22 protein-coding genes are annotated in these 26181 nt (G+C 61.8%); 4 read left to right on the top strand and 18 right to left on the bottom strand.

Annotated features, from left to right (window positions below; translation table 11 throughout):
• Positions 1-4 precede the first annotated feature (4 nt).
• The 4 genes from AC1DNK_RS11565 to AC1DNK_RS11550 all read right to left on the bottom strand — a co-directional run bounded on the left by AC1DNK_RS11565 (position 5) and on the right by AC1DNK_RS11550 (position 5073).
• Positions 5-1018 carry an iron ABC transporter substrate-binding protein gene (locus tag AC1DNK_RS11565; protein WP_477941166.1) on the bottom strand — a complete coding sequence of 338 codons (1014 nt, stop codon included), beginning with the start codon at positions 1016-1018 and terminating at the stop codon, positions 5-7.
• A gap of 144 nt (positions 1019-1162) precedes the next feature.
• The gene (locus AC1DNK_RS11560; RefSeq protein WP_477941164.1) at positions 1163-2152 is read right to left on the bottom strand and encodes an Ldh family oxidoreductase; all 990 of its coding nucleotides are present in this window, start codon (positions 2150-2152) and stop codon (positions 1163-1165) included.
• 77 nt (positions 2153-2229) lie between these two features.
• Positions 2230-3768, bottom strand: coding sequence for an L-piperidine-6-carboxylate dehydrogenase (gene amaB, locus AC1DNK_RS11555; protein WP_477941162.1), 1539 nt, complete (start codon positions 3766-3768; stop codon positions 2230-2232).
• Between the two features lie 21 nt (positions 3769-3789).
• A complete protein-coding gene (locus AC1DNK_RS11550; protein WP_477941161.1) occupies positions 3790-5073 on the bottom strand; it encodes an NAD(P)/FAD-dependent oxidoreductase in 1284 nt (427 codons plus the stop codon).
• Between the two features lie 222 nt (positions 5074-5295).
• Here AC1DNK_RS11550 and AC1DNK_RS11545 point away from each other — a divergent pair, with 222 nt between their 5' ends.
• The 3 genes from AC1DNK_RS11545 (at position 5296) to AC1DNK_RS11535 (ending at position 7778) form a co-directional block, all read left to right on the top strand.
• The gene (locus tag AC1DNK_RS11545) at positions 5296-6186 is read left to right on the top strand and encodes a LysR family transcriptional regulator (RefSeq protein WP_477941159.1); all 891 of its coding nucleotides are present in this window, start codon (positions 5296-5298) and stop codon (positions 6184-6186) included.
• A gap of 64 nt (positions 6187-6250) precedes the next feature.
• Positions 6251-6487, top strand: coding sequence for an Lrp/AsnC ligand binding domain-containing protein (locus AC1DNK_RS11540; RefSeq protein WP_112385869.1), 237 nt, complete (start codon positions 6251-6253; stop codon positions 6485-6487).
• 121 nt (positions 6488-6608) lie between these two features.
• The gene (locus AC1DNK_RS11535) at positions 6609-7778 is read left to right on the top strand and encodes a glycosyltransferase family 4 protein (RefSeq protein WP_477941157.1); all 1170 of its coding nucleotides are present in this window, start codon (positions 6609-6611) and stop codon (positions 7776-7778) included.
• Here the strand turns inward: AC1DNK_RS11535 and AC1DNK_RS11530 are convergent.
• The 9 genes from AC1DNK_RS11530 to epmA all read right to left on the bottom strand — a co-directional run bounded on the left by AC1DNK_RS11530 (position 7775) and on the right by epmA (position 20520).
• Positions 7775-11080: an alpha/beta fold hydrolase gene (locus tag AC1DNK_RS11530; RefSeq protein ID WP_477941155.1), complete on the bottom strand. Its 3306-nt coding sequence runs from the start codon at positions 11078-11080 to the stop codon at positions 7775-7777. The genes AC1DNK_RS11535 and AC1DNK_RS11530 overlap by 4 nt on opposite strands.
• 69 nt (positions 11081-11149) lie before the next feature.
• The gene (locus AC1DNK_RS11525) at positions 11150-12325 is read right to left on the bottom strand and encodes a glycosyltransferase (RefSeq protein ID WP_477941413.1); all 1176 of its coding nucleotides are present in this window, start codon (positions 12323-12325) and stop codon (positions 11150-11152) included.
• 13 nt (positions 12326-12338) lie between these two features.
• Entirely contained in the window at positions 12339-14816 is a 2478-nt protein-coding gene (locus AC1DNK_RS11520) for a glycoside hydrolase family 2 protein (RefSeq protein ID WP_477941153.1), read from the bottom strand.
• 16 nt (positions 14817-14832) lie between these two features.
• Complete coding sequence (locus AC1DNK_RS11515) at positions 14833-15795, bottom strand: DUF1839 family protein (protein ID WP_477941152.1); 963 nt, start codon at positions 15793-15795, stop codon at positions 14833-14835.
• An 8-nt stretch (positions 15796-15803) separates the two neighbouring features.
• Complete coding sequence (locus tag AC1DNK_RS11510) at positions 15804-16712, bottom strand: amino acid--[acyl-carrier-protein] ligase (protein WP_112540445.1); 909 nt, start codon at positions 16710-16712, stop codon at positions 15804-15806.
• A gap of 5 nt (positions 16713-16717) precedes the next feature.
• Complete coding sequence (locus tag AC1DNK_RS11505; protein ID WP_477941149.1) at positions 16718-17899, bottom strand: acyl-CoA dehydrogenase family protein; 1182 nt, start codon at positions 17897-17899, stop codon at positions 16718-16720.
• Entirely contained in the window at positions 17899-18150 is a 252-nt protein-coding gene (locus AC1DNK_RS11500; RefSeq protein ID WP_112385876.1) for an acyl carrier protein, read from the bottom strand. Before AC1DNK_RS11500 ends, AC1DNK_RS11505 begins: the two co-directional genes overlap by 1 nt.
• Positions 18151-18406: 256 nt before the next feature.
• Entirely contained in the window at positions 18407-19459 is a 1053-nt protein-coding gene (locus AC1DNK_RS11495) for a lysine-2,3-aminomutase-like protein (RefSeq protein ID WP_477941147.1), read from the bottom strand.
• Positions 19456-20520 carry an EF-P lysine aminoacylase EpmA gene (gene epmA / locus AC1DNK_RS11490; protein WP_477941145.1) on the bottom strand — a complete coding sequence of 355 codons (1065 nt, stop codon included), beginning with the start codon at positions 20518-20520 and terminating at the stop codon, positions 19456-19458. The genes AC1DNK_RS11495 and epmA overlap by 4 nt, the downstream gene beginning before the upstream one ends.
• Before the next feature lie 150 nt (positions 20521-20670).
• Here epmA and efp point away from each other — a divergent pair, with 150 nt between their 5' ends.
• The gene (gene efp, locus AC1DNK_RS11485; RefSeq protein ID WP_112385879.1) at positions 20671-21240 is read left to right on the top strand and encodes an elongation factor P; all 570 of its coding nucleotides are present in this window, start codon (positions 20671-20673) and stop codon (positions 21238-21240) included.
• A gap of 52 nt (positions 21241-21292) precedes the next feature.
• Here the strand turns inward: efp and AC1DNK_RS11480 are convergent, their stop codons facing one another.
• From AC1DNK_RS11480 to AC1DNK_RS11460, 5 genes are all read right to left on the bottom strand, one after another.
• Positions 21293-22021, bottom strand: a complete 729-nt coding sequence (locus tag AC1DNK_RS11480) for an SIS domain-containing protein (RefSeq protein WP_477941143.1) — start codon at positions 22019-22021, stop codon at positions 21293-21295.
• A gap of 2 nt (positions 22022-22023) precedes the next feature.
• Positions 22024-23175 (bottom strand): N-acetylglucosamine-6-phosphate deacetylase, encoded by a 1152-nt coding sequence (nagA, locus tag AC1DNK_RS11475; protein ID WP_477941142.1) that lies wholly within the window; start codon positions 23173-23175, stop codon positions 22024-22026.
• A complete protein-coding gene (locus tag AC1DNK_RS11470; protein ID WP_477941140.1) occupies positions 23175-24206 on the bottom strand; it encodes an SIS domain-containing protein in 1032 nt (343 codons plus the stop codon). The genes nagA and AC1DNK_RS11470 overlap by 1 nt, the downstream gene beginning before the upstream one ends.
• The gene (locus AC1DNK_RS11465; RefSeq protein ID WP_477941138.1) at positions 24203-24976 is read right to left on the bottom strand and encodes a GntR family transcriptional regulator; all 774 of its coding nucleotides are present in this window, start codon (positions 24974-24976) and stop codon (positions 24203-24205) included. The genes AC1DNK_RS11470 and AC1DNK_RS11465 overlap by 4 nt, the downstream gene beginning before the upstream one ends.
• A gap of 114 nt (positions 24977-25090) precedes the next feature.
• Positions 25091-26113: an aldose epimerase family protein gene (locus tag AC1DNK_RS11460; RefSeq protein WP_477941136.1), complete on the bottom strand. Its 1023-nt coding sequence runs from the start codon at positions 26111-26113 to the stop codon at positions 25091-25093.
• Positions 26114-26181 lie beyond the last annotated feature (68 nt).

The following is a 26181-nucleotide window of genomic DNA, read 5'->3' as shown; positions in this document are numbered from 1 at the left end:
GGGCTTAGATGAGACCGGCGGCCGTCATCATCTCGACGACCTTCTTGCTGTTCAGCTCGGATGCTTCGACCTTCGGCGCGTTCAGCTCCTTGAGCGGAACGAGCTTGGCGTTGGATTCACCACTGACGGCATATTCATAGGAGGTGCCGTCCTTGAGGATGGCCTGGCCTGCCTTGCCGGCGATGAACTTCAGGAACGCCTGGGCTTCCTTCATGTGCTGCGTCGACTTGAGAATGCCGCCGCCGGAGATCGAGACGAAAGCGCCCGGATCCTGGTTCTTGAAGTAATGCAGGCCGACATTGGCGCTGTTTTCAGCGGTCTTTGCCTGATCACCGAACCAGTAATAGTGATAGATGATCGCGCCTTCGACTTCACCGGCATTGACTGCCTTCAGCGCAACGCTGTTGCCCTTGTAAGGCGTCGCATTGTCCTTGAGGCCCTTCAGCCAGGCAGCGGTCGCGTCCTCGCCCTTCAGCTGCAGCAGCGCGCTGACGATCGCCTGGAAATCGGCGCCGGCAGGAGCAGCACCCCAGCGGCCCTTCCAGGCCGGGTCGGCGAGGTCGAGCATCGACTTCGGCAGCTTGTCTTCGGTCAGCTTGCGCTTATCATAGGCAAATACCGTCGAGCGGGCAGCAATACCCGTCCACATGCCGTCGGCAGGCCGATATTCGGCCGGAACCTGATCCAGTGTCTCCTTGTCGACGGGTGCGAACAGGCCAGCGCCATCGACCAGGGTCATCGCAGGAGAATTTTCGGTGAGGAACACGTCAGCCGGCGAGGCGTCGCCTTCCTGGATGATCTGGTTTGCGAACTGCATGTCGCTGCCCTGGCGCATGGTGACCTTGATGCCGGTCTCCTTGGTGAAGGCATCGATCCACTCGCGGCCGAGGCTTTCGTGCTGCGCGTTATAGACGACAATACCCTCGTCCTGGGCGTAAGCGCCGGAAGCGAGCGAGGTTGCGGCCAGAAGCGACGCGGCAAGCGCCAGCGCAGAACGGCGCGTGATGGAATTGGTCATGATGCCCTCCATGGCATTGGCACCCTGCTGGGGGTGTGGGGTGCTGCGCGGCACCCTATATTTTTCCTGACTTCAATTTTCAAGTTTGCTTCACGAGACCGCGATCACAAATACTTGAAATTATTGATCAAGTTTAGAACGATTCTATACCGCAGCGATGTCCGCGATCACGTCATCATCGACATCGATGCCGTTTTCGATCGCCGCCCGGCGTGCATTCTGCCCACGCCGTCCGGGCAGACGGACGCCTGGATCGGACGAGATTTCGTTGGCAAGCTCCGTTAGCCGCGCTGCCGCAAATGCGCCGCCGCCGGCTTCCGGATTGATGACGATGATCATCTGGCCCAGACCCGGAGCCGCGCCCTTGTCGTCGAAAAGCGATGTCGATTCATAGGAGAAGTTGGAGCCGGTCAGCGGCGCAGCCAGGATCTCGACCATCATCGCCAGCGCAGCCCCCTTGGCTTCGCCCGACGGCACCATCGTGCCGTCCAGAGCTGCCACGGCATCCGTGGTCGCCTGACCATCGCGGTCGAAAGCCCAGTCGGCAGGGATCGGCACACCCTTCTGACGGGCGGCCATGATCTTGCCGCGGGCAACGCGCGAAAGCGCCAGATCGATGACAACCGGGTCCTGCCCGGTCACCGGCGCCGCAAAGGCAATCGGATTGGTGCCAAACAGCGGTTTGCGCCCACCCCATGCGGCCATCGCTGCGGTCGCATTGGCAACCATGAGGGCAACAAGGCCGGCTTCCGCGAAACGCTCGACCGTCAACGCCAGAACACCTGCATGGTGCGAGCGGCGGATGGCACCCATGGCGATACCCTGCGTCCGAGCCATCTCCGTCAGCACGGGTACCGCAAGATCAAATGCCGGATAGGCATATCCATGACAGGCATCGACCTGGATGACCGACGGATAGGGCTGATAGAGAATCGGCCTGGCGATGCCATCGACCTTTCCGGACTTTGCCTGAGCAGCATAGGCGGCAACACGCCGGAGCCCGTGCCCGCTCTGCCCGGCCGCTTCGGCGGCAACGAGCGCACGCGCCACGGATCGCGCATTGCCCTCCTCAACCCCGCTGCGTTTCAACGACTCGATAACCAGCGTTTCGGCAGCGGCGAGCGTCAGATGCATGGAAAGAACCTTGGCGAAAAACAAAAAGGGCGACGACGGTGTTACGTCATCGCCCCCGGTGCTGCAATGCGGCTGCGTTATTCGACGTCGAACTTCACGCCCTGCGCCAGCGGCAGTGTCTTGCCGTAGTTGATGGTGTTGGTGGCGCGGCGCATATAGGCGCGCCAAGCGTCCGAACCGGATTCGCGGCCGCCACCGGTTTCCTTTTCACCGCCGAACGCACCGCCGATTTCAGCACCCGAGGGGCCGAGATTGACGTTGGCGATACCGCAATCCGAACCACGGGCCGAGACGAAGGTTTCCGCCTCGCGCATATCACTGGTGAAGATCGACGAGGAGAGGCCCTGCGGCACGGCATTATGCAGCTCGAGCACCTCGTCAAAGTCGCTGTATTTCATGACGTAGAGGATCGGCGCGAAGGTTTCATCGACAACGGGACCCGTCTGCGACGGCATCTCGACCAGAGCCGGGCGAACGTAGAAGGCTTCGCCAGCGCCGTTTTCGACACGTTCGCCGCCAGTGATCTTGCCACCCGCTGCATTGGCAGCAGAGAGAGCCGACTGCATTTTCTCGTAGGCAGCTTTGTCGATCAGCGGCCCAACCAGCGTGCCGTTCTCCAGCGGGTTGCCGATGGTGACCGAACCATAGGCCTTCTGCAGGCGCGGAACGAGCTTGTCATAGACGCTGTCGTGGACGAAGAGGCGGCGGAGCGTCGTGCAACGCTGACCGGCCGTGCCCATCGCCGAGAAGGCGACGCCGCGCAGCGTCAGGTCGAGATCGGCAGTCGGGCAGATGATGGCCGCGTTGTTGCCGCCGAGCTCCAGGATCGCGCGGGCAAAGCGCTGCGACAGACGCGGACCGACGGCGCGGCCCATAGCCGTCGAGCCGGTTGCCGAAACGAGCGGAACCTTGGGGTGATCGACAAGGGCTTCGCCGACATCACGGCCGCCGATCAAGAGCGTTGCCAGATTGGCCGGCGCCGAGCCACCTTCGGCGACGAAACGCTTCAGCGCCTTCTCGAACAGCGCCTGCGTCGCCAGCGCCGTCAGCGGCGTCTTTTCCGACGGTTTCCAGACGACCGAATTGCCGCAGACCAGCGCAAGCGCTGCATTCCACGACCACACAGCAACCGGGAAATTGAAAGCCGAGATGATGCCGACAACGCCGAGCGGGTGCCAGCTTTCCATCATCCGGTGCTCGGAGCGCTCGGTGGCGATCGTCAGGCCGTAAAGCTGACGGGAGAGACCGACGGCGAAATCGCAGATGTCGATCATTTCCTGAACTTCACCGAGACCTTCGGAGGTGATCTTGCCGACTTCGATCGAAACGAGGCGGCCGAGCGCGCCCTTGGCGGCGCGCAGCTCCTCGCCGAGCAGACGGACGAGCTCGCCGCGCTTCGGCGCCGGGACCGCTCGCCATTCGGCGAAAGCCTTGTGAGCGGCGTCGATCGCCTGCTTGGCGCCGGCAACACTATCTTCTTTCAGGGCACCGATTTCCTTGCCTGTGACCGGCGAGGTGACGCGCAGCGTTCCGCCGGTATAGCGGGCGGCATCGACGCCGAGTTCGGAAAGCAGCTTCTTGGTTTCGGCTGCGAGGTCGAGGCTAGCGATGGTCATGTGTTTCCAACCTTCTTGTTCTTAAAAACGCGCATCGGCGAAGTGGGCAACCTGGGCGCCGGCTTCGTACCACATTTCCTTCAGCGCCCGGAACCCCGGCTCGCGCGGATCCGTCAGCGGCAAGGGCAGCTCGGCCTCGCTGATGCGGCCCAGAATATGTTCGGCGAGCGTCCGGCCGAAAACCGTGCCAGGGGCAATGCCGCGGCCATTATAGCCCGAGAATCCGACGACGTTATCGGCAAACTTGTGGAACCGCGGCAAAGCATTGTCGGTCATGCCGATCTTGCCATACCACTCGCATTCGAACTCGACCTCGCCGATCTGCGGGAAGAGCTTGCGCATAGAACGCTGCGCCCAGCCCTTGTGAACCGCGGTACCGGTATTGCGAAGCGCCCCGACGCTGCCGAAGACGAGACGGCCTGCCTGATCCATCCGAAACGACGACAGGATTTCCTTGGTATCCCACACGCCTTCGCGGCCGGGCAGGATCGACTTGCGCAGATTGTCGCCAAGCGGCGTGGTCGCGAGATTGAAATAGGGGAGATGCACCTGTTCGGTGCGCACCTGTTCCCAGGGGCCGGTGCTATAGGCATCCGTCGCGACGATGATCCAGTCGGCGGTAACGGTCCCCTGTTCGGTGCGGACGACCCATTTCGCACCCTGACGCTCCGTCGCAATCACCGGGCTTACCGTGTGCAGGGAAACACCGGCTTGCACGGCAGCCCGCGCCAGCCCACGAGCATAGGCGAGCGGCTGCAGCGTTCCGGCTCGCATATCCAGAAGCGCTCCGGCATAGGCATCGCTACCGACCCGGCGCGCCGTCTCCGCTGCATCCAGCACGGTCACAGGCGCACCACGCTTGCCCCACTGCGCCGCCCGGTTCTCGATCTCCTTCAGGCCCTCGGAGCCGACGGCGCAGTGCAGAGTTCCGTTCGTTTCGAGCTCGCAGGAAATGTCATGCTTGGCGATCAGCTCCATCACCAGGCGCGGCGCATTGCCGAGCATGTCGAGCAGCCGCTCGCCATGAACCGGCCCGAGCACACCGGGAAGATCATCAGGCATCACCCACATGCCGGCATTGATCAGGCCGACATTGCGCCCGGCGCCGCCAAAGCCGATTTCCTTGGCTTCGAGAAGAACGACCCTGCTGCCGGCCTCCGCCAGATGCAATGCCGAAGAAATACCGGTATAGCCGCCACCGACGACAACCACATCGGCCTGCACGGATCCGGTCAGCGGCGCGGTTACAGGCGGCTGGGGCGCAGTCTTTTCCCAAAGTCCATGCGAGCGCGGATCATTCAGCATCGGTCAATCCATCCAAAGGCGAAACCGCCGTTAATCTAGCGCCGCGACGGCAACCGCGAAAGCACTCTCCGATGCCTTCATAGCAGGCACCTCACCGCGAATGGATGGTTTCCATCAGGCCTCGAGTTCATTCCGAATATGCGCGACAGATTTCTTTACAAACCGGTTTTCACCGTGAATATCGACGTTTCGGAAACAGGTCATTCTGAAATGGACTGAACCATGCTCGCATCCCGCCGATTCCTGCCCTCGATATCGCTGCTCGCGGCCTTCGAGGCCACTGCCAGAACCGGCAGCGTCACTGCCGCCGCCCGCGAACTTGATCTGACGCAGAGCGCCGTCAGCCGGCAGATCAAGGCTCTGGAAGAGCAGCTGGGCGTCGAACTCTTCCTGCGCGAACGCCAGACCGTCAGGCTGACGCTGGCAGGCGATGGCTATGCGAGGGAAATCCGCGAGGCGCTGCGCCGCATCTCGAGTGCCTCGCTGAACCTGCGCGCCAACCCCTATGGCGGAACGCTGAACCTCGCCATTCTACCGACTTTCGGGACCCGCTGGCTGGCGCCAAGGCTCGGCCGCTTTCTCAGCCAGAATCCCGGCGTCACCATCAATCTCGTCACCCGGCTCTCGCCCTTCGATTTCCGTCTCGATTCGATCGACGCCGCCATCCATTTCGGTCACCCCCATTGGCCGGGTGCTGAACTGACGCTGCTGATGTCGGAGAAGACGGTTCCGGCCTGCAGTCCGCAATTTCTGAGGGATCACGGCATCCGCGAGGCGCACCATCTACTGGATGTGCCGCTGCTGCATCTGACGACCCGGCCGGATGCCTGGGAGGCATGGTTTGCAGAAAACGGCGTTGCCTTCCAGAGCCTTCACGGCATGCTCTTCGACCAGTTCGCCACCGCCGCCCAGGCGGCCGTCGCCGGGCTTGGCGTTGCGCTGCTGCCGACCTTCCTCATCCAGGACGAGCTGAAGCGCGGCGATCTCGTCGCTGCCATCGATGGAGAAATCGAAAGCCGCGAGCGCTACTATCTCGCCCACCCGTCCGAACGCGCCGACTATCCGCCGCTTGCGGCCTTTCGTTCGTGGATCGAGACCGAGGCGAAGTCTTGAGCTTGCATCATGGGAGCGGTTTCGCGCATTATGTGCGCAAACATTCACTCCGCAGGAAATCCCCATGAAGCCCATTTTCGTCCAGCTCCAATGCGCCCCCGGCAAGACCTACGAGGTTGCCGACGCCATCTACCAGACGGAACGTGTTTCTGAGCTCTACTCAACCAGCGGCGACTACGACCTGCTGATGAAGGTCTATATCGAAGAAGGCCAGGACATCGGCAAGTTCATCAACGATAACATCGCCAATATCCCCGGCATCGTCCGCTCCCTGACGACGCTGACCTTCAAGGCATTCTGATCTCCAGGATTAACTCTCTTCCGGAAGATTTCCGGCTGCCGGGCGCTCCGTAAACCGGGCCTTAAGGCGATCCGGTATCTCGTCCGGCACTATGGCGCGGCCCGTTCCGGGATCAGGGAGCATGGCATTGGAAGCAACGGCAGAGCAGGCAAATGCAGCACCGCTGATCGTGCATGTCGTGCGCCAGTTTCTGCCGAACCGCGGCGGGCTCGAAGATGTCGTTGCTAACCTGGCCCGCGAGACCGTCAAGCGCGGCTACCGCGTCCGGGTCGTCACACTCGACACGCTGTTCACGGCGCGCGACCGCAAGCTTCCGTCGCATGAGATCATCGACGGTATCGACGTCGTGCGTATCCCCTGGTCCGGCAGCACCCGCTATCCGATCGCACCGCAGGTCCTTCGCCATCTCGCGGACGCCGATCTTGTCCACGTCCACGCGATCGATTTCTTTTTCGACGCGCTGGCACTCAGCCGCGTCCTGCACCGGAGACCGATGGTCGCGACGACGCATGGCGGCTTCTTTCACACGCAGAAGCATGCGGCCCTCAAGAAGATATGGTTCCAGACGCTGACACGGTTCTCGGCGATGAACTACAAGCGCGTCGTCGGCTGCAGCGCCTCCGATATCGCCCAGTTCTCGCAGATCGCCGGCAATACCGTGCTGATTGAGAACGGCGTCGATATCGGCAAGTTCGCAGACAGCGCATCACGCCAGCCGCACCGCCGGATCGTCACCATCGGCCGCTTCTCGGTCAACAAGCGGCTCGACCATCTCCTCGATGCCATGCAGGTTCTGGCCGCCCGTGATCCGGAATGGCATCTGGATATCGTCGGCTCGGAATCGGATCTGAAAGGCGCCGATCTCACGCGCGAGATCGCGGCCCGCGGCCTCGATCGTGCGGTCGGCCTTCATGTCGGCATCGCCAATCCGGAGATACGGTCTCTGATCTCGGCGGCATCGCTCTTCGCCTCGGCATCCGAATACGAAGGCTTCGGCCTCGTAGCACTGGAAGCGATGAGTGCCGGCCTCTATCCGGTTCTGAACCGCAATGCCGCCTATCTGGCGCTAGCCGAACGCAAGATGCCGCTATCGATTGCCGATTTCAGCGATCCGGAAAATGCAGCGGCAGCACTCGAGCAGGCCTTCGCGGCGATTTTGACGGAACCGGCGGCAATGCGCGATGCGCTGATCGCTTCCGCCAGACCCTATTCATGGGATCACGTCGCCGGGCTCTATATCGATCTCTACAGATCGCTCGGTATCCCGGCTTTCCAGCGGATTGCCGCTTAAGCTTTCGCCAGCTTGGCGATCTCATCCAGCACGATCCGGCGCGATTCCAGCGGCGTCAGATTGTGGTCGGCATCCTCAAGCATCACGAGACGCACGTTCGGATAGCGCGCCAGCTTGCGGCCACCCGGACCGAAGTGGAAATACATATGATCGAGGCCGACATCCGCTTCGCTGTAGATCAGCGTCAGCGGCACGTTGCGCTTGCCGAACGATGCGAAGGCCTGTTTCACCTCGCGCGCCACATGCCCCTTGTGCGGTAACAGCTCGATCAGCGGCGCGAAGCGATGCGAAACCCGGCGGCCGAGGGCGATGAAGATGTTCTGGAAGGCCGCCTTCACATCGACCTGACCACGGAAAAGCCGCTTCAGCGTCTCGATGTTCATCAGCCGCTGGCTGTAGTCGTCGACGCTGCGCGGCACCGAGACCACATGCTCCTTGGCGACCTGAACGGCGGGGTCCCAGTAATAGACGAAGGGATTGATCGAGACGACCGCCTTCAGGCGCTCATCGGCGATGCCGGCACGGAAAGCTACATAGCCACCACTGCAGCGCCCGGCGACCATCACGGGGCCAGGAACATGGGTCTCCAGGAGATCGAGCGCAGATACAGCGTCATCGATCTGCGTCTGCGAGTAGAGAATCTGATCCGGAGCGTCGGGACGCGGAACGCTGTCGCCGACATTGGCGGAATCGAAGCGCAAAGACGTCACGCCTTGGCGTGCAAGTTCGCGCGCCATGTCGACGATCGCGCGGCCCCAGCCGGCGTGGCGGTCATAGGCGGTCGTGAGGAACATCACCGAATTGCCCTTGGACGCCCTGACCGGCCGGCTGATGACGCCGACGAGATGGTGATGCGCACCGAAACGCACCGGCACTTCTTCAAAGCCATCGCCGTACAGGATCTGGTTTTCGGCGGGAACCACCGAATTTGCCGCCGTGGCATCCGGCACCGTGTTCGTCTCGATCCAGCGCGTCAGTTCGGCAACGACGCGCATCGGCGTCTTGGCAAACAGCGGATTGGTCGCCAGCTCGTCATACCCCTCGAACACAGTCTCGTCGACGGTCGCGCCGAGTGATCTGAGGGCAGTGGCAAAGCTGGAATCGCCGACGCGTGACGGGTGCTCGAAGATCACATAATGCGATGCAGCCAGGCTCTCGGGCGCCGTCAGATTGAGCTTGCGGATTTCCGCGGCAATCGCTTCAGGCATGAACAGACCGGCGATCGTTACCTGATCGGCCGGAGCGTGCTCCTTGCTAAGGCCGAGGTCGGCGTGAATGATCTTCGCCCACATGTTCAATTCGCGCAGATAGCCGCGTCCGCTGAGAACCGGCGCCAGCATCGCGACGCCGCTCACACCCGGAATCGTCGCGCCGATACGCTGCACCAGCGCGGCGCCGATCCCCTGGGCGATCAGGATGATCTGGTCGCAACCGCTCAGCGATTTCAGCTCTTCGGCCGCAGCACGAACCGATGCTTCCCAGCTGGAGAGCGTTGCCGGCTGATTGCCGAAATCAAGCGCGTCGCCGGTGCCCAGATAATCGAAGCGAAGGCTGGGAACGCCAATATCCGAAAAATGCTCGGCAGCGACACGATAGAATTTGCGGCTGCACATTTCCTCGAAGCCCCAGGGGCTGACGAAGAGGACAGCGGAGGACCGCTTGGTGACCGCAGGATTTTCGGGCATGAACAGCCCGATCGTGCCATCGAAGGCAACCGGGAAGGCGGCGCTGCGGCCAGCACCTTCAGCCGGCTGGTGAACGGCCTCGGTTGGCTTTTTCTGATCATTCTCCGACTGCAGCGGCGCGATGAATTGCGCGGCCTTCAACGCCGGACCGCGCAACGCAGACGGCACCTTGCTGAGGATCGAGCGAATGACAATTGCGTCTTGTCTCGGAATGACCTTGAGAAGTTTGAGTGCGAGCAGATAGGCGACACCGCCTGCGATGATCGCCAGCACCAGGCCAAAAGGATTGTGGACGAGCTCAAGGACCGCGAGAGCGGCCAATGCGCAAAGCACGGCCGCCACCGTCACCTTCGCGAGGCTGACATAGAGGGTCGAAAGCTGACTTCCAAAGCCGGTCTGTTTGATCATGATCACGCACATCACGACAAAAACAGCGATGCGAACGACCGCAGCGCCTTCCGCCGCAAAAGTAGGCACCAGGAGTAAACAACCGCCTACCATGACAAGGCCACCAATCACACTGGTCTTCAGGCGATCCCGCACCCGGTCCATGGACAGCAGGTAGAGGCTGAGGATCTGCATGAAGGTGTAGGCAGGGGCGGCCAGCGCCAGAAGCATGACGACGGGACCGCTCGGGCGGAAGGCTTCGCCGAACACGCTGACAACGAGAACACCCGAGATCGCCGCCAGTCCAAAGCTCATCGGCATGATGATATAGGCCATGCTGCGGGTGACCGCGGCAAAGACCTCGACGGGCAGCGTCGAATCCTTGCTGTTGTGCCGCTGCTCCGAATAATAGGGCAGCAGGCTGCCGGTCATCTGGATCGGCAGCTGCAGGGCGATATTGGCGACCGACAGACCGATCGCGTAGTAACCGACCATCTCGACCGACCAGAATTGCTGCAGGAACAGCAGTTCGAGGCGATTGATAAAAACGGAATCGATCAGGAATTGCGTCGATATGATCACCGACGACGAGGCGAGAACGCTAAGTGAAATATCGCATCTGTCCCGCTTGGTGAGCAGGATCGGCATCGTCGCGACGAAAAACACCAATTGGCCAAGCGCATAGCCGATCAGCACGCCCTCTACGCCGTAAAGCACCGCGCCGATCGCGACGCCACCGAGCTGCAGAATCGAAACGCCAACGGTGAGCTTGAAGAAATCACCGAGGCGCTTTTCGCCGATCAGGTAGAATTTGACGAAAGAGCCGATCGCCTGAATGAAGAACAGCGCGCCTGTCACCATTGCCACCGACGGCGCCGTTTCGGCCCAATGCATCTCTTCCGACGACAGGAAGAAGATGCCGTAGAGCCCGAGCAGCACCACCGTCGAAAACAGCATGAAGGTGACGAGGATAGAGGCAAAGCCCATGCGGCGCTTGCTGTCGTAGCCTTGCACATTCAATTGCGGCAGGGTCTTCAGAAGCGTGATGCTGGAGCCCAGTTCGGCAATTGACGCGCCGGTGACCACAAGCCAGAGCGAAAAGGCAACGATGCCATTTGCCTCCGGGCCAAGCAGGCGGGCGGTGATGATCGACGATGCAAAACCGGTCGCCAGCAGCAGCATACCCGCAGCCGCGTTCATCACCGAATTCGCTATGATCCCGTTCGACATCCGTGTCTTTCCATTGGCTTCTCAGCCACTCCTAATGTGAAACCGTTAAATAAGGACAGAGGAGTTCGGTTAACGGCCCGCACCGGCAAGCGCCTGCAGCGCTTTCTCGTAGGTATTGGCCTCCAGATAGGCGACCAGGAAGCGTTTGGCGCGAGCGGCCTTTTCCTTCGCCGCCTGCGGGTCGGAATAAATCTGATCGAGGTAGCCCGCCGCCACTTCAGGCGACGGATCGGCCCAGACTGCACCCTTCAGCGCCGCAAATTCCGGATGCGTATCAACGACCGGGATCAGCGATGGCGCGACGTTCCAGGTATTTTCAGGGTCGCAGAAATCGACGGTGCCGGACCATCCCGTGGTCACGACAGGGGTATTGTGAATGATCGCTTCTGCAACGGTCAGGCCGAAACCCTCCGAACGGTGGAGCGAGATATAGGCATCGGAATCGCGGATCAGCCCGTTGATCTCGCTGCTCGCCAACTTGTCCGTGACGATGCGAATCCGGCTATTGCCCTCGGCCGAACGGTAAAGGGCTGCAAGGCCGGGATCCTTCGCCGGATCGCCGCTTCCCTTCATCAGCAGGAAAGCCTTTGGGCAGCGCCGCTGAAAGATCTTGAATGCGTCGATCACCGCCTGAGGATTCTTGCGGTTGATCGACGATCCCGCGCTGAAGATAAAGCTGACCAGAAACGCGTCGTCCTCGACGCCGAACTTCGCTCGCATCCCGTCGGCAGCCGGTTTCTCCGTCACTGGATGCGGCACGACGACGACAGGCGCGCTGGTCAGCGGCGCAATCGCCTTGCGGGTAAATTCGGAGGGGACGAAAACCGCGTTGACATAGCGCGCGCCGTTCCGCCACTCCGGTGGCACGATCTCCAGCTCCCAAGCCCAATAGCCGATGTTGTAGGCGCGGGCGAATTCCCGCAGTCCGGTACTGAGCACCGCACGCGGCAGCATTGGCGGATTGAGGTGCCAGATGCGCGTTCCCGGTTGAGCGGCATTGACTGCCGCAGCCTTCCATTCGACGGACGCGCCTTCATCGGCATGCGTGCTGACATCACGCAACGAAATCCGGCGGCCGCCCGCCGCCAGCGCGTCGGCGCAAAGCCGCGCGGACTCGCCTACACCGGCCATCATCGACAGATAGCCGGCAACTTCGATCGGCCGTGCCGGATCGAAAGCCACCCGGGATTTCGGGATCAGCCGCTGCAGGACATGGGAGCGGAAGGCACGGTAGAGAGATCGGATAGGCATCTGTTTTTCAACCACCCGCGCCGAAAGCAAAGCGGCGCATACTGCCGGCGCAGAGCACCTCGCCGTGAGGCTCTCCCGCCTCAGTACCGACAGGCGTCAACCGGATACGGCGCTGGATGCCCGGGGCCAGATGAAACCAGTCGTCAGCCGGGCGGTAACCCGCGGCATCGATGTGAAGCGACTGGGCAAGGCAATTGGCGGAGACATCGAGTGCCCATGCGCCGCCGTCATCCACCAATGTCACGGCAACATCGGCATCGTGAAACGCCTTTGCCCGACCAAGCGGAAAGTGGAACGCCTCGGCCAGCAGGTCACCTTCCACCGAGCGCAGCCGCGCCACCGTAACGTCATGCGACGGCGGGCCGAAACGGAAGGCGTAAGTGGTATCGAAGAAGGCGCCGAAAAGTTCGGTCGCCGCGATCTTCTGCTTGCTCCGCGCTGCGATCGTCAGGCTCTGGCTGCCGCTCGCCGCCTGCTGCCTGCCGTTGCGGAAGCAGATAAGCTCCAGTTCCACGGCAAGGTCATTAGATGTCTCGTTGACCACATGCACATCCAGACCATTGGTCCCTTCGTCCGTTAGCACCACCTGCAACGGCCGGAAGGCCCGGCGCATTGCATGCCAGACGGGCTTGGGTTCGCCGGTGGAATCGATCACCCCCCAACCCGGTCCGGGCAGCAGATCCTGTAGCGTCCAGACCAGCGCGCCGTCGCAACGCGATCCGCTGCGGCGCCATTCGGCAAAGGTCTCGGTCAGCACTTCGCCCGTGACGGCACGGGAAAGATCGAGATAGCGTTCCGGATTTTCGCGGCGAAGCCTGGCCGGATCGGTATCGTAGAGCAGCCCGAGATAGTGATCCCTGATATCCTCGAAATCCCAGGACGCGCCGCGGTCGCGCGGCACCCGGGCCTTCCAGAGAGGGCTGTGAACGGAGGGCACGTCGAGATGCCGCTGCAACGTTCTCTGCTGCGGGACATGCGCGAAGGCAAGGCTTTCGGCGGCGAAACGCACATCGGCCCGGCGCGCATCGTCAAGCGGGCGCATATAGGCGCCAACACCGTAGTAGTGCGTGACCCCTGCATTCGGCGAAAACGGCATGGCCCCGCCATAGGGCGAATTCGGAACGTAGGGCACATCCGGCCGCAGCCGCGAAGCGATCGCCGGGATCACTTCGTCACTCACCGGACCGCCCCAGAACTCCCGCGGCAACCCGAGCATCGCCGCCTGTTGGTGCACCTCGCTGCCACCGCAGAGCACGGCAAGCGAGGGTGAGGCCTGAACCCCATGCAGGAACCCTTCGACTTCGGCATGGACGTGACCGATGAAGGTCTTGTCGTTGCGTGGATAGTCGAAATTGGCAAACATGAAGTCCTGCCAGACGAGCAGGCCGAGCTCATCGCAGAGCGCAAAAAAATCGGGCGCCTCGTACGCCATCGTGCCGCCGACGCGGATCATGTTCATGCCGGCTTCGGCAGCCAGCCGCAGGAACGGCTCGTAATCGGCCCGCGCGCCGGGAAGCCGCACGATATCGGCGGTGGTCCAGACAGCACCTCGGCAAAAGATGCGCCCGCCGTTGACGCAAAGCCCGAAGCCGTCGCCATCGGCCCCGCGATCGACGGTGATCGTGCGGAAACCGGTCTTGCCGAGCGGGTACTCGACATCGTCGGAAACCAGCGCCAGATCGTAGAGTTCAGGCGTTCCGTGCGTGTGCGGCCACCACGGCTTCACATCGGCGAGCTTGAGGATGGCCGAATAGTGGTTCTCGCCGATCTTCTCAAAGGCCGTCTCTTCCCCGCCGCAGCGCAGCTGAAGGATCGGATCCTCCGCAGCGGAATAAAGCGAAACGCCGACCCGCCCGCTGCCATCGTCATCCAGAACGCTGCGGATCGAGACATTGTCGATCGAAACAGGGCCGCTGCGCACCAGCGATATCGCCCGCCACGGTCCGACGGCATGGATCTCCGGGCACCAGCCCGGCATATGGCCGAGCACGGTTGTGCGGACATTCTTGAGGCCCGGCGGCGTGATCATCTGCGGGCGCCAGCGGGCGCGTGGCCCGGGCTCGGTAAGCTTCGGCGCAAGTGCGCGGAAGCACAGCGCAAGCTCGTCGCCGCCGGCAAGCGTCACCGGAATTTCGTGAGCGGTGAACATGCTCTCCGAAAACAGAAGCTCTTGGCCGTTGACGAACACGTGGCAAAGCGTTGCCAGTCCCTCCAGCCGCAGGATCCAGTCTCCCGGTTCCGTATCGAACAGGCGGCAGACATACCAGGCATCCCGGGTGTTCAGAGACTCCGGATTTTCCCTGTCGAACAGACCGGCTCTCTCGAGAGCTTCGGCAACGGTTCCGGGCACCGATGCGGCGATGAACTGCGACGTCGGGGGGATATCATGCGGCACGGCATAGGCATCGGGTTCCGAGAGAACGAGGTTCCAGCCTTCCGAAAGCAGGACCTCTTCTGCGCCGACGCTCGCCAACCTGCCCCGCATGATCAAGCCTCCGGTGTCACAGCCGCTCGGAAATCGAAGCCATCATGGAATCCCATGCATCGGCAGCCGGATCAAGCGCGGTCTGCAGCGGCTCGAATTTCTTGCGGGTCACGGCCCGCGCCAATTGGAACTGCACGGATTTGGCCGTCTCGGAAATCTGCCGGGCATCAGCCTCGGCGCTGCCGAATTGCCCCGGCGCAAGCCAGGCGAGATGATCCGCCGCCAGCTCGAAATTGGCGCCGAACTGGCGAAGCGTGTTGAAGGCATATTTGTGGAAGAAGCCGAAGGGCCGCTCGGCAATTTCCTCGACCTGCTGCGGGAAAACCGAGGCAAAGGCGCGGATCGGATTGCGGGCCGGGCGGCGGGCGAAATGCTTTCTGAAGATCGTTTGGGAGGCCGCCCGCATCTCCGCATCGCCTGGAAGCATCACCGGAAACTTGGCAAATTCGGTGTAGGGCAGAAACAACGCTCCGTCCGCGCCTGAATTCAGCTGAAACAGACCGTCAAAATCCTCGCCATCCAGCGCGAAGAACCCGGCATTGTGGAAATACTCGACGCGCTTCGCATCGAAATCCAGCCGGTTGATCGCCACGGTCGTCTTGCCGTGCTCGGTGCGGTAGGCAGTGCCCTGGGTGTCGGGCATGTAATAAGAATCCATCTCGATCAGGCAGAGCCGCCCGCGGCCGATCTGCGTTTCGATATGGCGCTCGACGCGATCGAAGATCGCCAGTTCGCTGACGCGAATGCCGTAGAGCGTTTCCAGATCTTCCAGCGGCACCTTGAAGAAGGTGAACTGGTCGCCCTCAAAATCCTGCGTCATGGTAAAGCCGAGCATCGCTTCCGGCGGCAGGCCGAGCGTGTTCAGTACCTCGATCCAGAGATCGATATAGCAATTGGTTTCCGGCCACATGCGCTCGCTGGAATGGAGCGCATGCCTGACGTAGCCATCCGGAGCGATAGCCGGGAAAACAGCCTTCATCGGACGTCTCAGCCCCAGAGCGCCTTGCGAACGTTTTCCGGCCATTCCTTCACGTCGAGACCGTGATGGTGGAACAGCGCAAGCGCGATACGTTCCAGACCGAAGCCGACGCAGGCGGTATGCGCCACGCTGCCATCCTCAAGGTTCAGACCCCACTTCAAGCCAAACGAGTCCTGATGGTAGTTGAAGCTCATGCAGGCAGTCGGATTGGCGGTCGAGGTGATCGGGATCAGCAGCTCGAACTTGAGGTTCTGGTCGCGCTGGTTGTTGACCATCATCTTGCCGGCGCGGCCGAAGAATGGATCGTTCGCCACGTCGATGACCACCTCGAGGCCAACCAGCTTCATCATCTCGACGCCACGATCCATCCAGCGCTGGCGGAAATCCGTCACGTGGCTCTCGGTGCCCATGCAGACATATTCGCGCATGCGGAACAGCTGCTGGCGTGCCGGATCCTTGGAAGGCTCATGGCGGAAGCAGTAGGACTGCAGATCGTAAAGACCGCCCTTTGCCGGCAGGTTGCCGCGCTTGGCGACCGTCGGGTAGAGCGGATAGCAGGCCGCCGGCGTCAGTACGATCTCGGTCGCTTCCTGGCCCTTGGTCCAGTCATCGCCGACTTCCATGCATTGCAGCAGGTTCATGTGATCGAGCTCGGCGCCGCAGAAGCTGTGCACCGTACCCGCAAGCTGCGGGAAGCTCTTCATATAGCCGCTTTTCTCGAAGATCGCCCGGTTCATGCCTGGCGGAAAGCGCATGGCTTCGGCGCCATCGGCGCCACCGAACCTGTCTATCAGGCGCTCGAAAGCGGAGATTACGTCTTCGAACTGGCCGCTGCGGCCGTAGAGGCCGTCAACGCCGGTATCGATCAGCAGGCCGGATTCGAAAAGCCGGTCCAGAAACGAGGTCTGCATATCCATGTGAGTCACCCCAGTAGGCTAGTGTCCTGCTTGTGGACGAGAAGCATGCTCGACGTGTTGCCGAGGATGCGGTCATTGGAAATCATCAGCTGCGCGGAATGCGCATCGCGAAGGTGACGGCCGACGCTGAAAGGCGTGCCGTTCTTGTAGCCCATGATGCCGCAGATCAGCATGACGTGGTTGACGATCTCGAGGATCGTTTCCGACGAGGCGATCTTCACGTTGTTCATGGCAACGGCAAAACCCATCGACGACAGCTTGTCGGGATCGGCCTTTGCGTCCTCATAGGCCTTGAGGCCCGCGACGACATTCGACTTGACCATCTGCAGAAGGTTCGAAACCTCGGCAAGACGTAGCGCACCGGGCGGCGGAGCGCCGGGCGACTTGCGGGCGGCAGCGCGAACGAACGCCTGCGCGCGGCAGACGGCATCGACCGCGATGCCATACCAGACGCCACTCCAGAGGAGATGCGAAGAGGCAAGCATCGACTGCGCCGCGATTTCTGCAAAGGGTTTCGGGAGTATCTGCGCCGCAGGCGCTTCGCCCTTGAAAAGGAAGCCGTCGGAGCAGGTGCCGCGCATGCCGAGCGTATTCCACACATGGGTTCGCTCGAGCGTATACTGGTCCTTGAGGAAAGCCGTCAGCACCTGATCCGAAGACGCGGCCTCCGGGCCGCTGCGCGACGTTATCAGGATCGCGTCGGCATGTGAGCCGTAAGAGATCACGGTCGCGTCCTTTTCGAGACGGCAGGTACCGCCGGTGATCTCGATGGCGCAGATGCTATTGCGCAGGTTGCCGCCAATGCCGCCTTCGGTCGTCGCCGAGGCGATCAGCAGCTGTTCGGCCGCGATACGCCGCATGAAGCCCGCATGCCACTCGCTTTCCGCGCCGTGCTCGACAAGGCTCGAAAGCTTGATGTGATGCATGGCGAAAACCATCGCGCTTGCAGCGCAGGCCTGGCCCAGAACGGAGCAGAGTTCAGCGATTTCGGTCGTGGTCGCGCCTTCGCCGCCAAGGTGGCGGGGGATCTGAATGCCGAGCAGACGTTCGGCCTTCATCGCATCGGCAGCTTCCCGTGGGAAACGGCCTTCGGCATCGACGGTATCGGCGTGCTTAGCCGCAATCTCGGCGACGCGCGCGGCCCGTGCCGCAAAGCTCTCTTCCGTGATCTTGACCGGGAAGTTCATCAGGCGACCTTCCGGCTGTCCTTGATCATATCGACGGTCTTTTCGATCGCCGAGATGCTGGCGAAGGACTTCCGGTTGAGAAGATTGTCGGGGAATTCGATATCGAAGGCTTCTTCGATCGCCAGCATCAGCTGGACCGATGCAAAGGATGTCAGACCCGCCGCGTAGAGATCGGCGTCGTCGGCGACCTGGTCGATCGACGCGGGAAGCTTGCCGAATTTGGCTATAATATCGCGGATTGTCTTGTTCATCCGAACATCTCCAAGATTGTCATGATCCAGAGCAGGCGTTCATCGCCTTCATCATGAGCGCTCTTTTAGGCCGGAAAACCCAATATTCCGCTAATTTGTCTGGTTAAAGATGAGCAAGATTCACACTTAAAGTTTTATCGAGTATCGCGCCCTGATTGAATTTCGCCGTTTCTGCTCAAATACTTGCCTCGCCAGTTTGGCGTAATACAGGAGCGGCGCGAAGGACTTCCCAGTGCAGAAATGGAACGGAAATCTTCTATCCCGCCGGTGGATAGCTGTGCTCGCCGCCCCTGTAATCAGAGACCGAGAAGCAACCGTCGGCGGTTTTGCGAACGCCGCTTTCGGCGATCACGGTCTTTCCGTAGCCGCCCGGAATATCCAGAATATAGGCTGGCTGGCAGAGGCCGGATATGCGGCCGCGCAAGGCTGCGACGATCGCCTGCCCTTCCTCGATCGACAGCCGGAAATGGCTGGTGCCGGGCGCAAGGTCGGGATGATGCAGGTAATAGGGCTTGATACGGTTCTCGACGAAAGTCTTCATCAGCGACGCAAGCACATTCGCATCATCGTTGACGCCCTTGAGCAGCACAGATTGGCTGATCATGACGATACCGGCATCGACGATCCGGGCGCAGGCCGCCCGCGCTTCGGCCGTAAACTCGCGCGGATGATTGGCGTGCAGCGCGATGTAGACGGTCTTGCCGCTCGCCTTCAGCGCGTCGATGAGCGCCGCATCGATCTTGCGCGGATCGACCACGGGCACGCGGGTATGAAACCTGACGATCTTGACGTGATCGATCGCCGAGAACTCCCGCATGATGTCTTCCAGCCGCCGCGGCGACAGGATCAGCGGATCGCCACCGGTGAGAATGACCTCCCATATTTCGTCATGCTGGCGGATATAGTCGAAGGCTGCCTTCATCGCCTCCGGTTCGAGCGTGCCGAGACCTTGCGGCCCGACCATCTCGCGGCGGAAACAGAAACGGCAATAGACCGGGCAGACATGCACCGCCTTCAGCAGCACACGATCCGGATAGCGATGCACGATCCCTTCAACAGGGCTGTGCGGGAGATCACCGATTGGATCGTCCCGCTCTTCCGGTGTCGTCTGCAGTTCGGAAACATCGGGCACGAATTGGCGAGCAATGGGATCGGCCGGGTCTGCACGGTCGATCAGCGCCGCAATCGATGGCGTCAACCCGATCGCATAGCGCGCCGCGACATCTTCGAGCGCCAGCCGGTCGGCGTCCCCGATCAAGCCTGCGCTCGACAGGTCATCGACGCTCTTGATCGGCCTGACGATATTCATCGGCCATACTCCGCGACGGGCGCCCACAGCACCTGATCGATGCGCGAAGCACCGGTCGCCAGCATCACCAGCCGGTCGAAACCGAGCGCGATACCGCTCGCCTCCGGCATGATCTGCAACGCCTCGAGAAAATCCTCGTCCAGCGGATAGCGCTCGCCATAGATGCGTGCCTTCTCGGCCATCTCGATCTCGAAACGGCGCCGCTGTTCGGCAGCATTCGTCAGCTCGCCGAAACCATTGGCGAGCTCGACGCCGCAGGCGTAGACCTCGAAGCGCTCGGCAACCCGTGGATCCCGGCCTGACGGCCGCGCCAGAGCAGCTTCCGAAACAGGATATTCGTCGAGAATGGTTATGCGGCCGAAACCGAGATGCGGCTCGATTTTCTCGACCAGCGCGCGGCTAAAGAGATCGGCCCAGCCATCGTCTTCGGCGACACGCAGGCCGTTGCGGCGCAATTCGGCCGCCAGATGCTCGCGATCGGTCGAGCCATCGGCAGCAACGGAGCCAAGCAGATTGATCCCGGCATGGCGATCGAAAGCCTCGGCAACCGAAATCCGCTCCGGGCCGGCAAAAGGATCGGCCTCGGCACCGCGATACGTCAGTTTGGATGCCTTGGCGGTCTCGGCAGCGAGTGCTGCGATCCGCACGCAATCCATCATCAGCGTCTCGTAGCTTTCTCCCGCCCGGTACCATTCCAGCATGGTGAATTCAGGATGGTGCAGCGGCCCGCGCTCGCGGTTGCGATAGACATGCGCGAAGCACGCGATCCGCTGTTCGCCCGCCGAGAGGAGCTTCTTGCAGGCAAACTCCGGCGAGGTGTGCAGATAGAAGGGTGCCGGCTGGCCATCCGTCGTCAGCGCCTCGGTGGCGAAGGCATGCAGATGCGCCTCGTTGCCCGGTGACACCTGCAGTGCGGCCGTATCGACCTCGACAAAATCTTCGCCGGCGAAATAAAGACGCAGTGCCGCCTGGATCGCGTTGCGCCCGATCAGGAACGGGCGGCGATCCGCATGGACGTCGGGCGTCCACCAGGGCGAGGCTTTGGCGCTCGTCAGGCTCATTCTCCGCTTTCTTCACCGCGACGGCCAACGCTGGGCTGGCTTTTCGCCGGATTTTAAGTTAGTTGCCGCCCCAAAGGAAAATTAATCGCGTCTAGAGGGCTATTGCGACAGTCCTCTACGACGCCGAAGGCTGAGTTACAAGGAAGTCTTATGGTCAAGATCATCGCCTCCTCCGTCCGCAAGGGCAACGTTCTCGAAGTGGATGGCAAGCTGTATGTCGTTCTTACGGCCAACAACTTCCATCCTGGCAAGGGCACGCCGGTGACCCAGGTCGACATGCGCCGCATCGTCGATGGCGTGAAGGTGTCCGAGCGCTGGCGCACGACCGAGCAGGTCGAGCGCGCATTCGTCGAAGACGTCAACTTCCAGTTCCTTTACGAGGACGGCGAAGGCTTCCACTTCATGAATCCCGAAAGCTACGATCAGGTCGTCGTCGACAATGAGACGATGGGTGATCAGAAGGCCTATCTTCAGGAAGGCATGACCTGCATCCTGTCGATGCACGAAGGCATTGCGCTGGCTCTCCAGCTGCCACGCCATGTGACGCTCGAAATCACCGAGACCGAGCCGGTCGTCAAGGGTCAGACGGCATCGTCCTCCTACAAGCCGGCAATCCTTTCGAACGGTATCAGAACGCTGGTTCCGCCGCATATCGATGCCGGCATCCGCGTTGTCATCGCGACGGAAGATAACTCCTACGTCGAGCGCGCCAAGAACTGATTGTCCGCAGGGGCAAAGCAAAAGGCCGGCTGAGACGCCGGCCTTTTTCGTTTCAGAGATGCGGGTTGCGCGGCCGGTAGCGTTTGACCAGCTGCTGGTTCACCTCTGCAGCGCCCGGCATGTTGGCGCTGAGATAAACCGGCGCATCGCCTGACTTGGCGAGCTCCGAGGCCACCTCGGCAAAGATCGCATTGAGCACGGTCGCCCCGACTGCCGTCGAGACCGGCCCGACCTTCAGCCCGCTCCCTTCGATTTCGATGACGGCATCCCCCGGCGGAAGGCCGTTGTCGAGGACGATATCGGCAACCTCGGCCAGCCTGCGGCGGCCGTTGGCGATCGCCTTGGAATATTCGATCGAGGTGATGGCGATCACCTTGGCGCCGATCTCATGGCCGTAATCGGCGGCCTCGATCGGCGCGGCGTTCACGCCGGAATTCGACGCGATGATGATCACGTCGCCAGGCTGCATGCCATAGCGCTCGAGCACCGGACGAACGAGACCTTCCGTCCGTTCGTAGACCGAACTGATCACCGCACCCTCGTGCAGCATCGCAGAACCGACGAGTACGGGAACAGTGAAGGCGAGCCCGCCAGCCCGGTAATGCACCTCTTCGGCCAGCATGTGAGAATGCCCGGTACCGAAGACATAGACCCGCTTGTCGGTGCGGGCCGCTTCGAGGATCGCCGCGGCGGCCCGCTGCATTGGAACATCGAGAGCCGACTTCAGCTGGCCGAGCCGCTCGATCAGGTTCGAGAAATAAGCATCGGTGATCGCAGTCATCGCTACTTCCTCTCCCCGCCGATCCAGGCCGCGGTGACCTCGATCTTATCGGTCAGGTGCACGAAGTCGGCGCGATACCCCGGAGACAGGCGGCCGTAGCCCTCGAGACGAAGGAAGCGCGCCGGGTAAAGCGTCGCCATGCGCAGCGCTTCGGCCAGCGTCAGGTCGAGATAGGTCACGCAGTAACGGATGCTGGACGCCATATCGACATCGGACCCTGCCAGCGTGCCATCATCCAGAACTACCCTGGAGCAGAAACTGCCGCTCTCGCGATGAACGTTGCGGCCATTCAGCGTGAAGCTGTTCTTGTCGGAGCCGACAAGCGACATCGCATCGCTGACGAGGAAAAGCTTTCCTTCGCCGCGCTTCGCGCGCAGCGCCGTGCGCAATGCCTTCGGATCGACATGGTGGCCATCGGCAATCACGCCGCACCAGGTCGAGGGGTGATCGATCGCGGCACCTACGAGACCCGGAGCGCGATGCCCCATCTGGCTCATCGCGTTGAAGAGATGCGTGACGCCACGGGCGCCGGCATCGAAACGCTCTTCCGCTTGCTCGCTGCTGCAATCGGAATGTCCGATGCTGACGATCACGCCGGCTTCGGCAAGCGCGCGCACCTGCTTCACGCTCACCTGTTCAGCCGCCATGGTAATGAGCAGCGTGCCGATTGCTTCACGCGCCGCAATGAACGCCTTGACGTCTGCGTCTTCGACCGGGCGCATCAGCGACGCCAGATGTGCGCCCTTGCGCGCCGGTGCCAGATGCGGCCCCTCGAGGTGCAGACCGGCGACACCGCGGTTGGTCTTGACCGCGTCCTTCGCAGCCTCGATCGCTGCCTTGGTGGCATCAGCCGTGTCGGTGATCAGCGTCGGCAGCAGCGCTGTCGTGCCATAGCGGCGATGGCCGTCGGCGATGATGTACATCGAGTCCGGCGATGGCTCGTCGTTCAGCATCCGGCCGCCGCCGCCGTTCACCTGCGCGTCGATGAAACCGGCGGAGAGAACGCCACCGTCAAGCACCACGGTCTCGCCTTCGGGTAGATCGTTGAGTGCCGCGATGGTCTCGACGCGTCCGTTCGAAACGACCAGCGCCCTTTCGTCATGGAAGCGCTCGCCGTCGAAGATCCTGGCGCCGGTGAAGATCTTGCGGGACATCAGACGGTCTCCGTAACCTTGAGCAGGTTTGCCGGCTTGTCGGGATCGAAACCCTTGCGGCGCGTGACCGACTCGATGAGGCGATAGTAGACGAGCAGCGAAACCAGCGGATCGAGAAGACCGTTGCCGGTCGATGGAACGCGCAGGTTGACCCCGGAAAGCGGCTGTGTCGAGAAAGGCACGGTCGTCGCTCCGAGCTTCTGCAGGCGCTCCAGCGCCTGGACGTTGTTGGCATAGGCGGCATCGTCAGGCGCGAAGGCAACGATGGGGAAACCTGGCTGCACGAGACGCATCGGACCATGCATCAATTCAGCCAGTGAGAAGGCTTCGGCATGCAGGCCGGACGTTTCCTTTGCCTTGAGCGCAGCTTCGAGCGCAATCGCGAAGGCCGGTCCACGGCCGGCGGTGTAAAGCGAGCTGGCGTTGAAAAGCACATCCTCTGCCGCGGCCGTATCGATGCCCGATGTGGCCGACAGGGCGCCCGGAAGCTTCTGAAGCGCCGCCTGCAGATCAGCCTTGCCGCCGATCACTGCCGTTACGCCGGCAAGTGCTGCAACCGAAGCGATGAAGGATTTCGTTGCGGCAACGCTTTTCTCCGGTCCGGCATTGAGGCCAAGCACGATGTCGGCCTGATTGCCCAGCGGGCTATCGGTGACGTTGACGACGGCGATCGTCGTGGCGCCGCCCTTCTTCGCGGCTTCTTGCAGGGCAACGATGTCAGGGCTGGCGCCCGACTGCGAAACCGTGAAGTGAATGCCGCCCTTCAGATGTAGCGGCGCGCCATAGACTGACGCGATCGACGGGCCGACGGATGCGACCGGAACGCCGCAGGTGATTTCGAAAAGATACTTGAAGAAGGTGGCGGCATGGTCGGAAGACCCGCGCGCGGCCGTCGTTACCACGCTCGGCCGCGCCGAGGAGAAAAGCTTGGCGATTTCGGCAAAAGCCGGCTTTTCCTTTTCGAGCAGGGTCGCCACGACCTCCGGCGACTGGCCGGCTTCCTGCAGCATCAGCGACTTGTTCTCACTCATAGTTCATCTCCAATTCTCAATTCTGCAACGAAATCATAAGCATCGCCACGATAGTGCGAGCGGGTATATTCAGCGACGCGCTGATCTTCGAGGCGGGATATCCGCTCGATCAGCAGGGCCGGCGCACCGGCCTTGACGTTCAGCATCGCGGCCGAGGATGGGTCGAGCGTCACGGCCGTCAGCCGCTGCAGCGCCCGCACCGGCTTGTGGCCGTTGGCAGCCAGGGCGTCATAGAGCGAACCCTCGCCACCCGCCTGTTCGCCGACGAACTTGACCGGAACGACGGCGCGCTCGATCGCCAGCGGCAAACCATCGGCAAGACGAAGACGATCGAGCCGCAACACCGGCTCGTCCTGACCGAGCCCCAGCAGGAAGCTTTCTTCCGGCGATGGCTGATTGATTTGCCGGGAGAGGATTTTCGCCGCCGGAGAGCGGCCGCGCGAACGCATGTCGGCCGAGAAAGACGAGAGCCGCCAGAGCGATTGCTCCATGCGCTCGACACGCGCCGAAACGAAGGTACCGCTGCCGTGTCGTGATTCAAGCGCGCCTGAAGACATCAGCTCGCGATAGGCGGTGCGCACCGTGACACGCCCAAGCTTCAGGGCCTCAGCAAGATCGCGCTCACCTGGCAGTGCGGCGCCGGGCTTCAGCAATCCTTCCTGAACGAGACCGGTCAATGCCAGGGCCAGCCGCTTGTAGAGCGGTCCGGTCGAGGCCTCGTCGCGCAGTCCGCGCGCATTCAGCTCTGCTATCAGACTGGTTCTATCCATAGGCGCACATTAGAACCTATTTAGAACCAGTCTTCAAGCTGAATCTACGCCGCAAAAAAGAAACCCTCGTGACGGATCACGAGGGTTCGTAAACCAGCGATCAAATCGAACGCGTCAGTTCTTGGTGAAGATGTAATCCGTTTCCTGCCGCAGGACCTCGCCCGGCCGCAGCACGGCATTCGGGAAGCCCTCGTGATTGATCGCATCCGGCCAGACCTGGGTCTCCAGGCAGAACCCGGCAAACGGTCCGTACTTGCGGCCGTCCAGACCGGGCACGGCGACATTCAGCTTGAAGCCGGCATAGAACTGCACGCCAGGTTCGGTCGTCCGCACTTCCATCGACACGCCGGAATTGAGGCTGCGGGCCAGCACGGCGGTGCGCTTGGCGACACGCTCCTTCGACAGGCAGAAATTATGATCGTAGAGCGCCTGTTCCGAACCTTCGAAACGCTTCATCGGCGCCATTTCGCGGAAATCGAAAGCCGTGCCGTCGACCGGGCGCAGTTCCCCTGTCGGGATCTGCCGCTCGTCGGTCGGCAGATAGTGATCGGCCGCGATCATGATGTCGTGGCCAAGCGCGTCATCGCGGCCGTCCAGATTGAAATAGGCGTGCTGGCAGACATTGGCGAGCGTCGGCTGGTCGGACGTCGATTCATAGACGATCGAGAACTCGCCGTTACCGTGAACCCGGTAGGTGGCCTGGATCGTGCAATTGCCCGGATAGCCGGCGCGGCCATCGGGATCGACGATCTTCAGGACAACGCGATCGACGGCATGCTCGACAATCGTCCAGTTGCGCTTGGCAATGTTATCGCTGCCACCATGCAGATGCGAGACTCCCTTTTCGTTGAGCTCCAGCTGGTAGTCCTTGCCATCTAGCGTGAACTTGCCACCGCCGATGCGATTGGCGCAGCGCCCGGGCGTCGCACCGAAATAGGAGGAGTAGGCCGGATAGTCGGAAAACTTGTCGAAGCCGAGCAGCAGCGGGGCATCGTGGCCGTCGAGCCTGAGATCCTGGATGACAGCGCCCCAGCTCATGATCTTGGCCGTCAGACCGCCGCCTTTGATCTCGACGCGATAGACGGTTTCTCCGTCTTTCGTCGTTCCGAAAACTTCCCGCTTGAGCTCTTCCGCCATTATACCATCGTCCTGAAATCTGTTCGCATCCGGCAGCGAAACTGCCCCCATTTGCCGCGAACCGCAAC

The organism is Rhizobium sp. 01N424 (assembly GCF_056399485.1).
This window is presented reverse-complemented; position numbering and strand designations above follow the sequence as displayed.

What these genes read in the sequence shown, in the direction of transcription:
- AC1DNK_RS11565 (WP_477941166.1), bottom strand. Translation starts at nt 1,018, where the DNA reads ATGACCAATTCCATCACGCGCCGTTCTGCGCTGGCGCTTGCCGCGTCG.
- AC1DNK_RS11560 (WP_477941164.1), bottom strand. Translation starts at nt 2,152, where the DNA reads ATGCATCTGACGCTCGCCGCTGCCGAAACGCTGGTTATCGAGTCGTTG.
- amaB (WP_477941162.1), bottom strand. Translation starts at nt 3,768, where the DNA reads ATGACCATCGCTAGCCTCGACCTCGCAGCCGAAACCAAGAAGCTGCTT.
- AC1DNK_RS11550 (WP_477941161.1), bottom strand. Translation starts at nt 5,073, where the DNA reads ATGCTGAATGATCCGCGCTCGCATGGACTTTGGGAAAAGACTGCGCCC.
- AC1DNK_RS11545 (WP_477941159.1), top strand. Translation starts at nt 5,296, where the DNA reads ATGCTCGCATCCCGCCGATTCCTGCCCTCGATATCGCTGCTCGCGGCC.
- AC1DNK_RS11540 (WP_112385869.1), top strand. Translation starts at nt 6,251, where the DNA reads ATGAAGCCCATTTTCGTCCAGCTCCAATGCGCCCCCGGCAAGACCTAC.
- AC1DNK_RS11535 (WP_477941157.1), top strand. Translation starts at nt 6,609, where the DNA reads ATGGCATTGGAAGCAACGGCAGAGCAGGCAAATGCAGCACCGCTGATC.
- AC1DNK_RS11530 (WP_477941155.1), bottom strand. Translation starts at nt 11,080, where the DNA reads ATGTCGAACGGGATCATAGCGAATTCGGTGATGAACGCGGCTGCGGGT.
- AC1DNK_RS11520 (WP_477941153.1), bottom strand. Translation starts at nt 14,816, where the DNA reads ATGCGGGGCAGGTTGGCGAGCGTCGGCGCAGAAGAGGTCCTGCTTTCG.
- AC1DNK_RS11515 (WP_477941152.1), bottom strand. Translation starts at nt 15,795, where the DNA reads ATGAAGGCTGTTTTCCCGGCTATCGCTCCGGATGGCTACGTCAGGCAT.
- AC1DNK_RS11510 (WP_112540445.1), bottom strand. Translation starts at nt 16,712, where the DNA reads ATGGATATGCAGACCTCGTTTCTGGACCGGCTTTTCGAATCCGGCCTG.
- AC1DNK_RS11505 (WP_477941149.1), bottom strand. Translation starts at nt 17,899, where the DNA reads ATGAACTTCCCGGTCAAGATCACGGAAGAGAGCTTTGCGGCACGGGCC.
- AC1DNK_RS11500 (WP_112385876.1), bottom strand. Translation starts at nt 18,150, where the DNA reads ATGAACAAGACAATCCGCGATATTATAGCCAAATTCGGCAAGCTTCCC.
- AC1DNK_RS11495 (WP_477941147.1), bottom strand. Translation starts at nt 19,459, where the DNA reads ATGAATATCGTCAGGCCGATCAAGAGCGTCGATGACCTGTCGAGCGCA.
- epmA (WP_477941145.1), bottom strand. Translation starts at nt 20,520, where the DNA reads ATGAGCCTGACGAGCGCCAAAGCCTCGCCCTGGTGGACGCCCGACGTC.
- efp (WP_112385879.1), top strand. Translation starts at nt 20,671, where the DNA reads ATGGTCAAGATCATCGCCTCCTCCGTCCGCAAGGGCAACGTTCTCGAA.
- AC1DNK_RS11480 (WP_477941143.1), bottom strand. Translation starts at nt 22,021, where the DNA reads ATGACTGCGATCACCGATGCTTATTTCTCGAACCTGATCGAGCGGCTC.
- nagA (WP_477941142.1), bottom strand. Translation starts at nt 23,175, where the DNA reads ATGTCCCGCAAGATCTTCACCGGCGCCAGGATCTTCGACGGCGAGCGC.
- AC1DNK_RS11470 (WP_477941140.1), bottom strand. Translation starts at nt 24,206, where the DNA reads ATGAGTGAGAACAAGTCGCTGATGCTGCAGGAAGCCGGCCAGTCGCCG.
- AC1DNK_RS11465 (WP_477941138.1), bottom strand. Translation starts at nt 24,976, where the DNA reads ATGGATAGAACCAGTCTGATAGCAGAGCTGAATGCGCGCGGACTGCGC.
- AC1DNK_RS11460 (WP_477941136.1), bottom strand. Translation starts at nt 26,113, where the DNA reads ATGGCGGAAGAGCTCAAGCGGGAAGTTTTCGGAACGACGAAAGACGGA.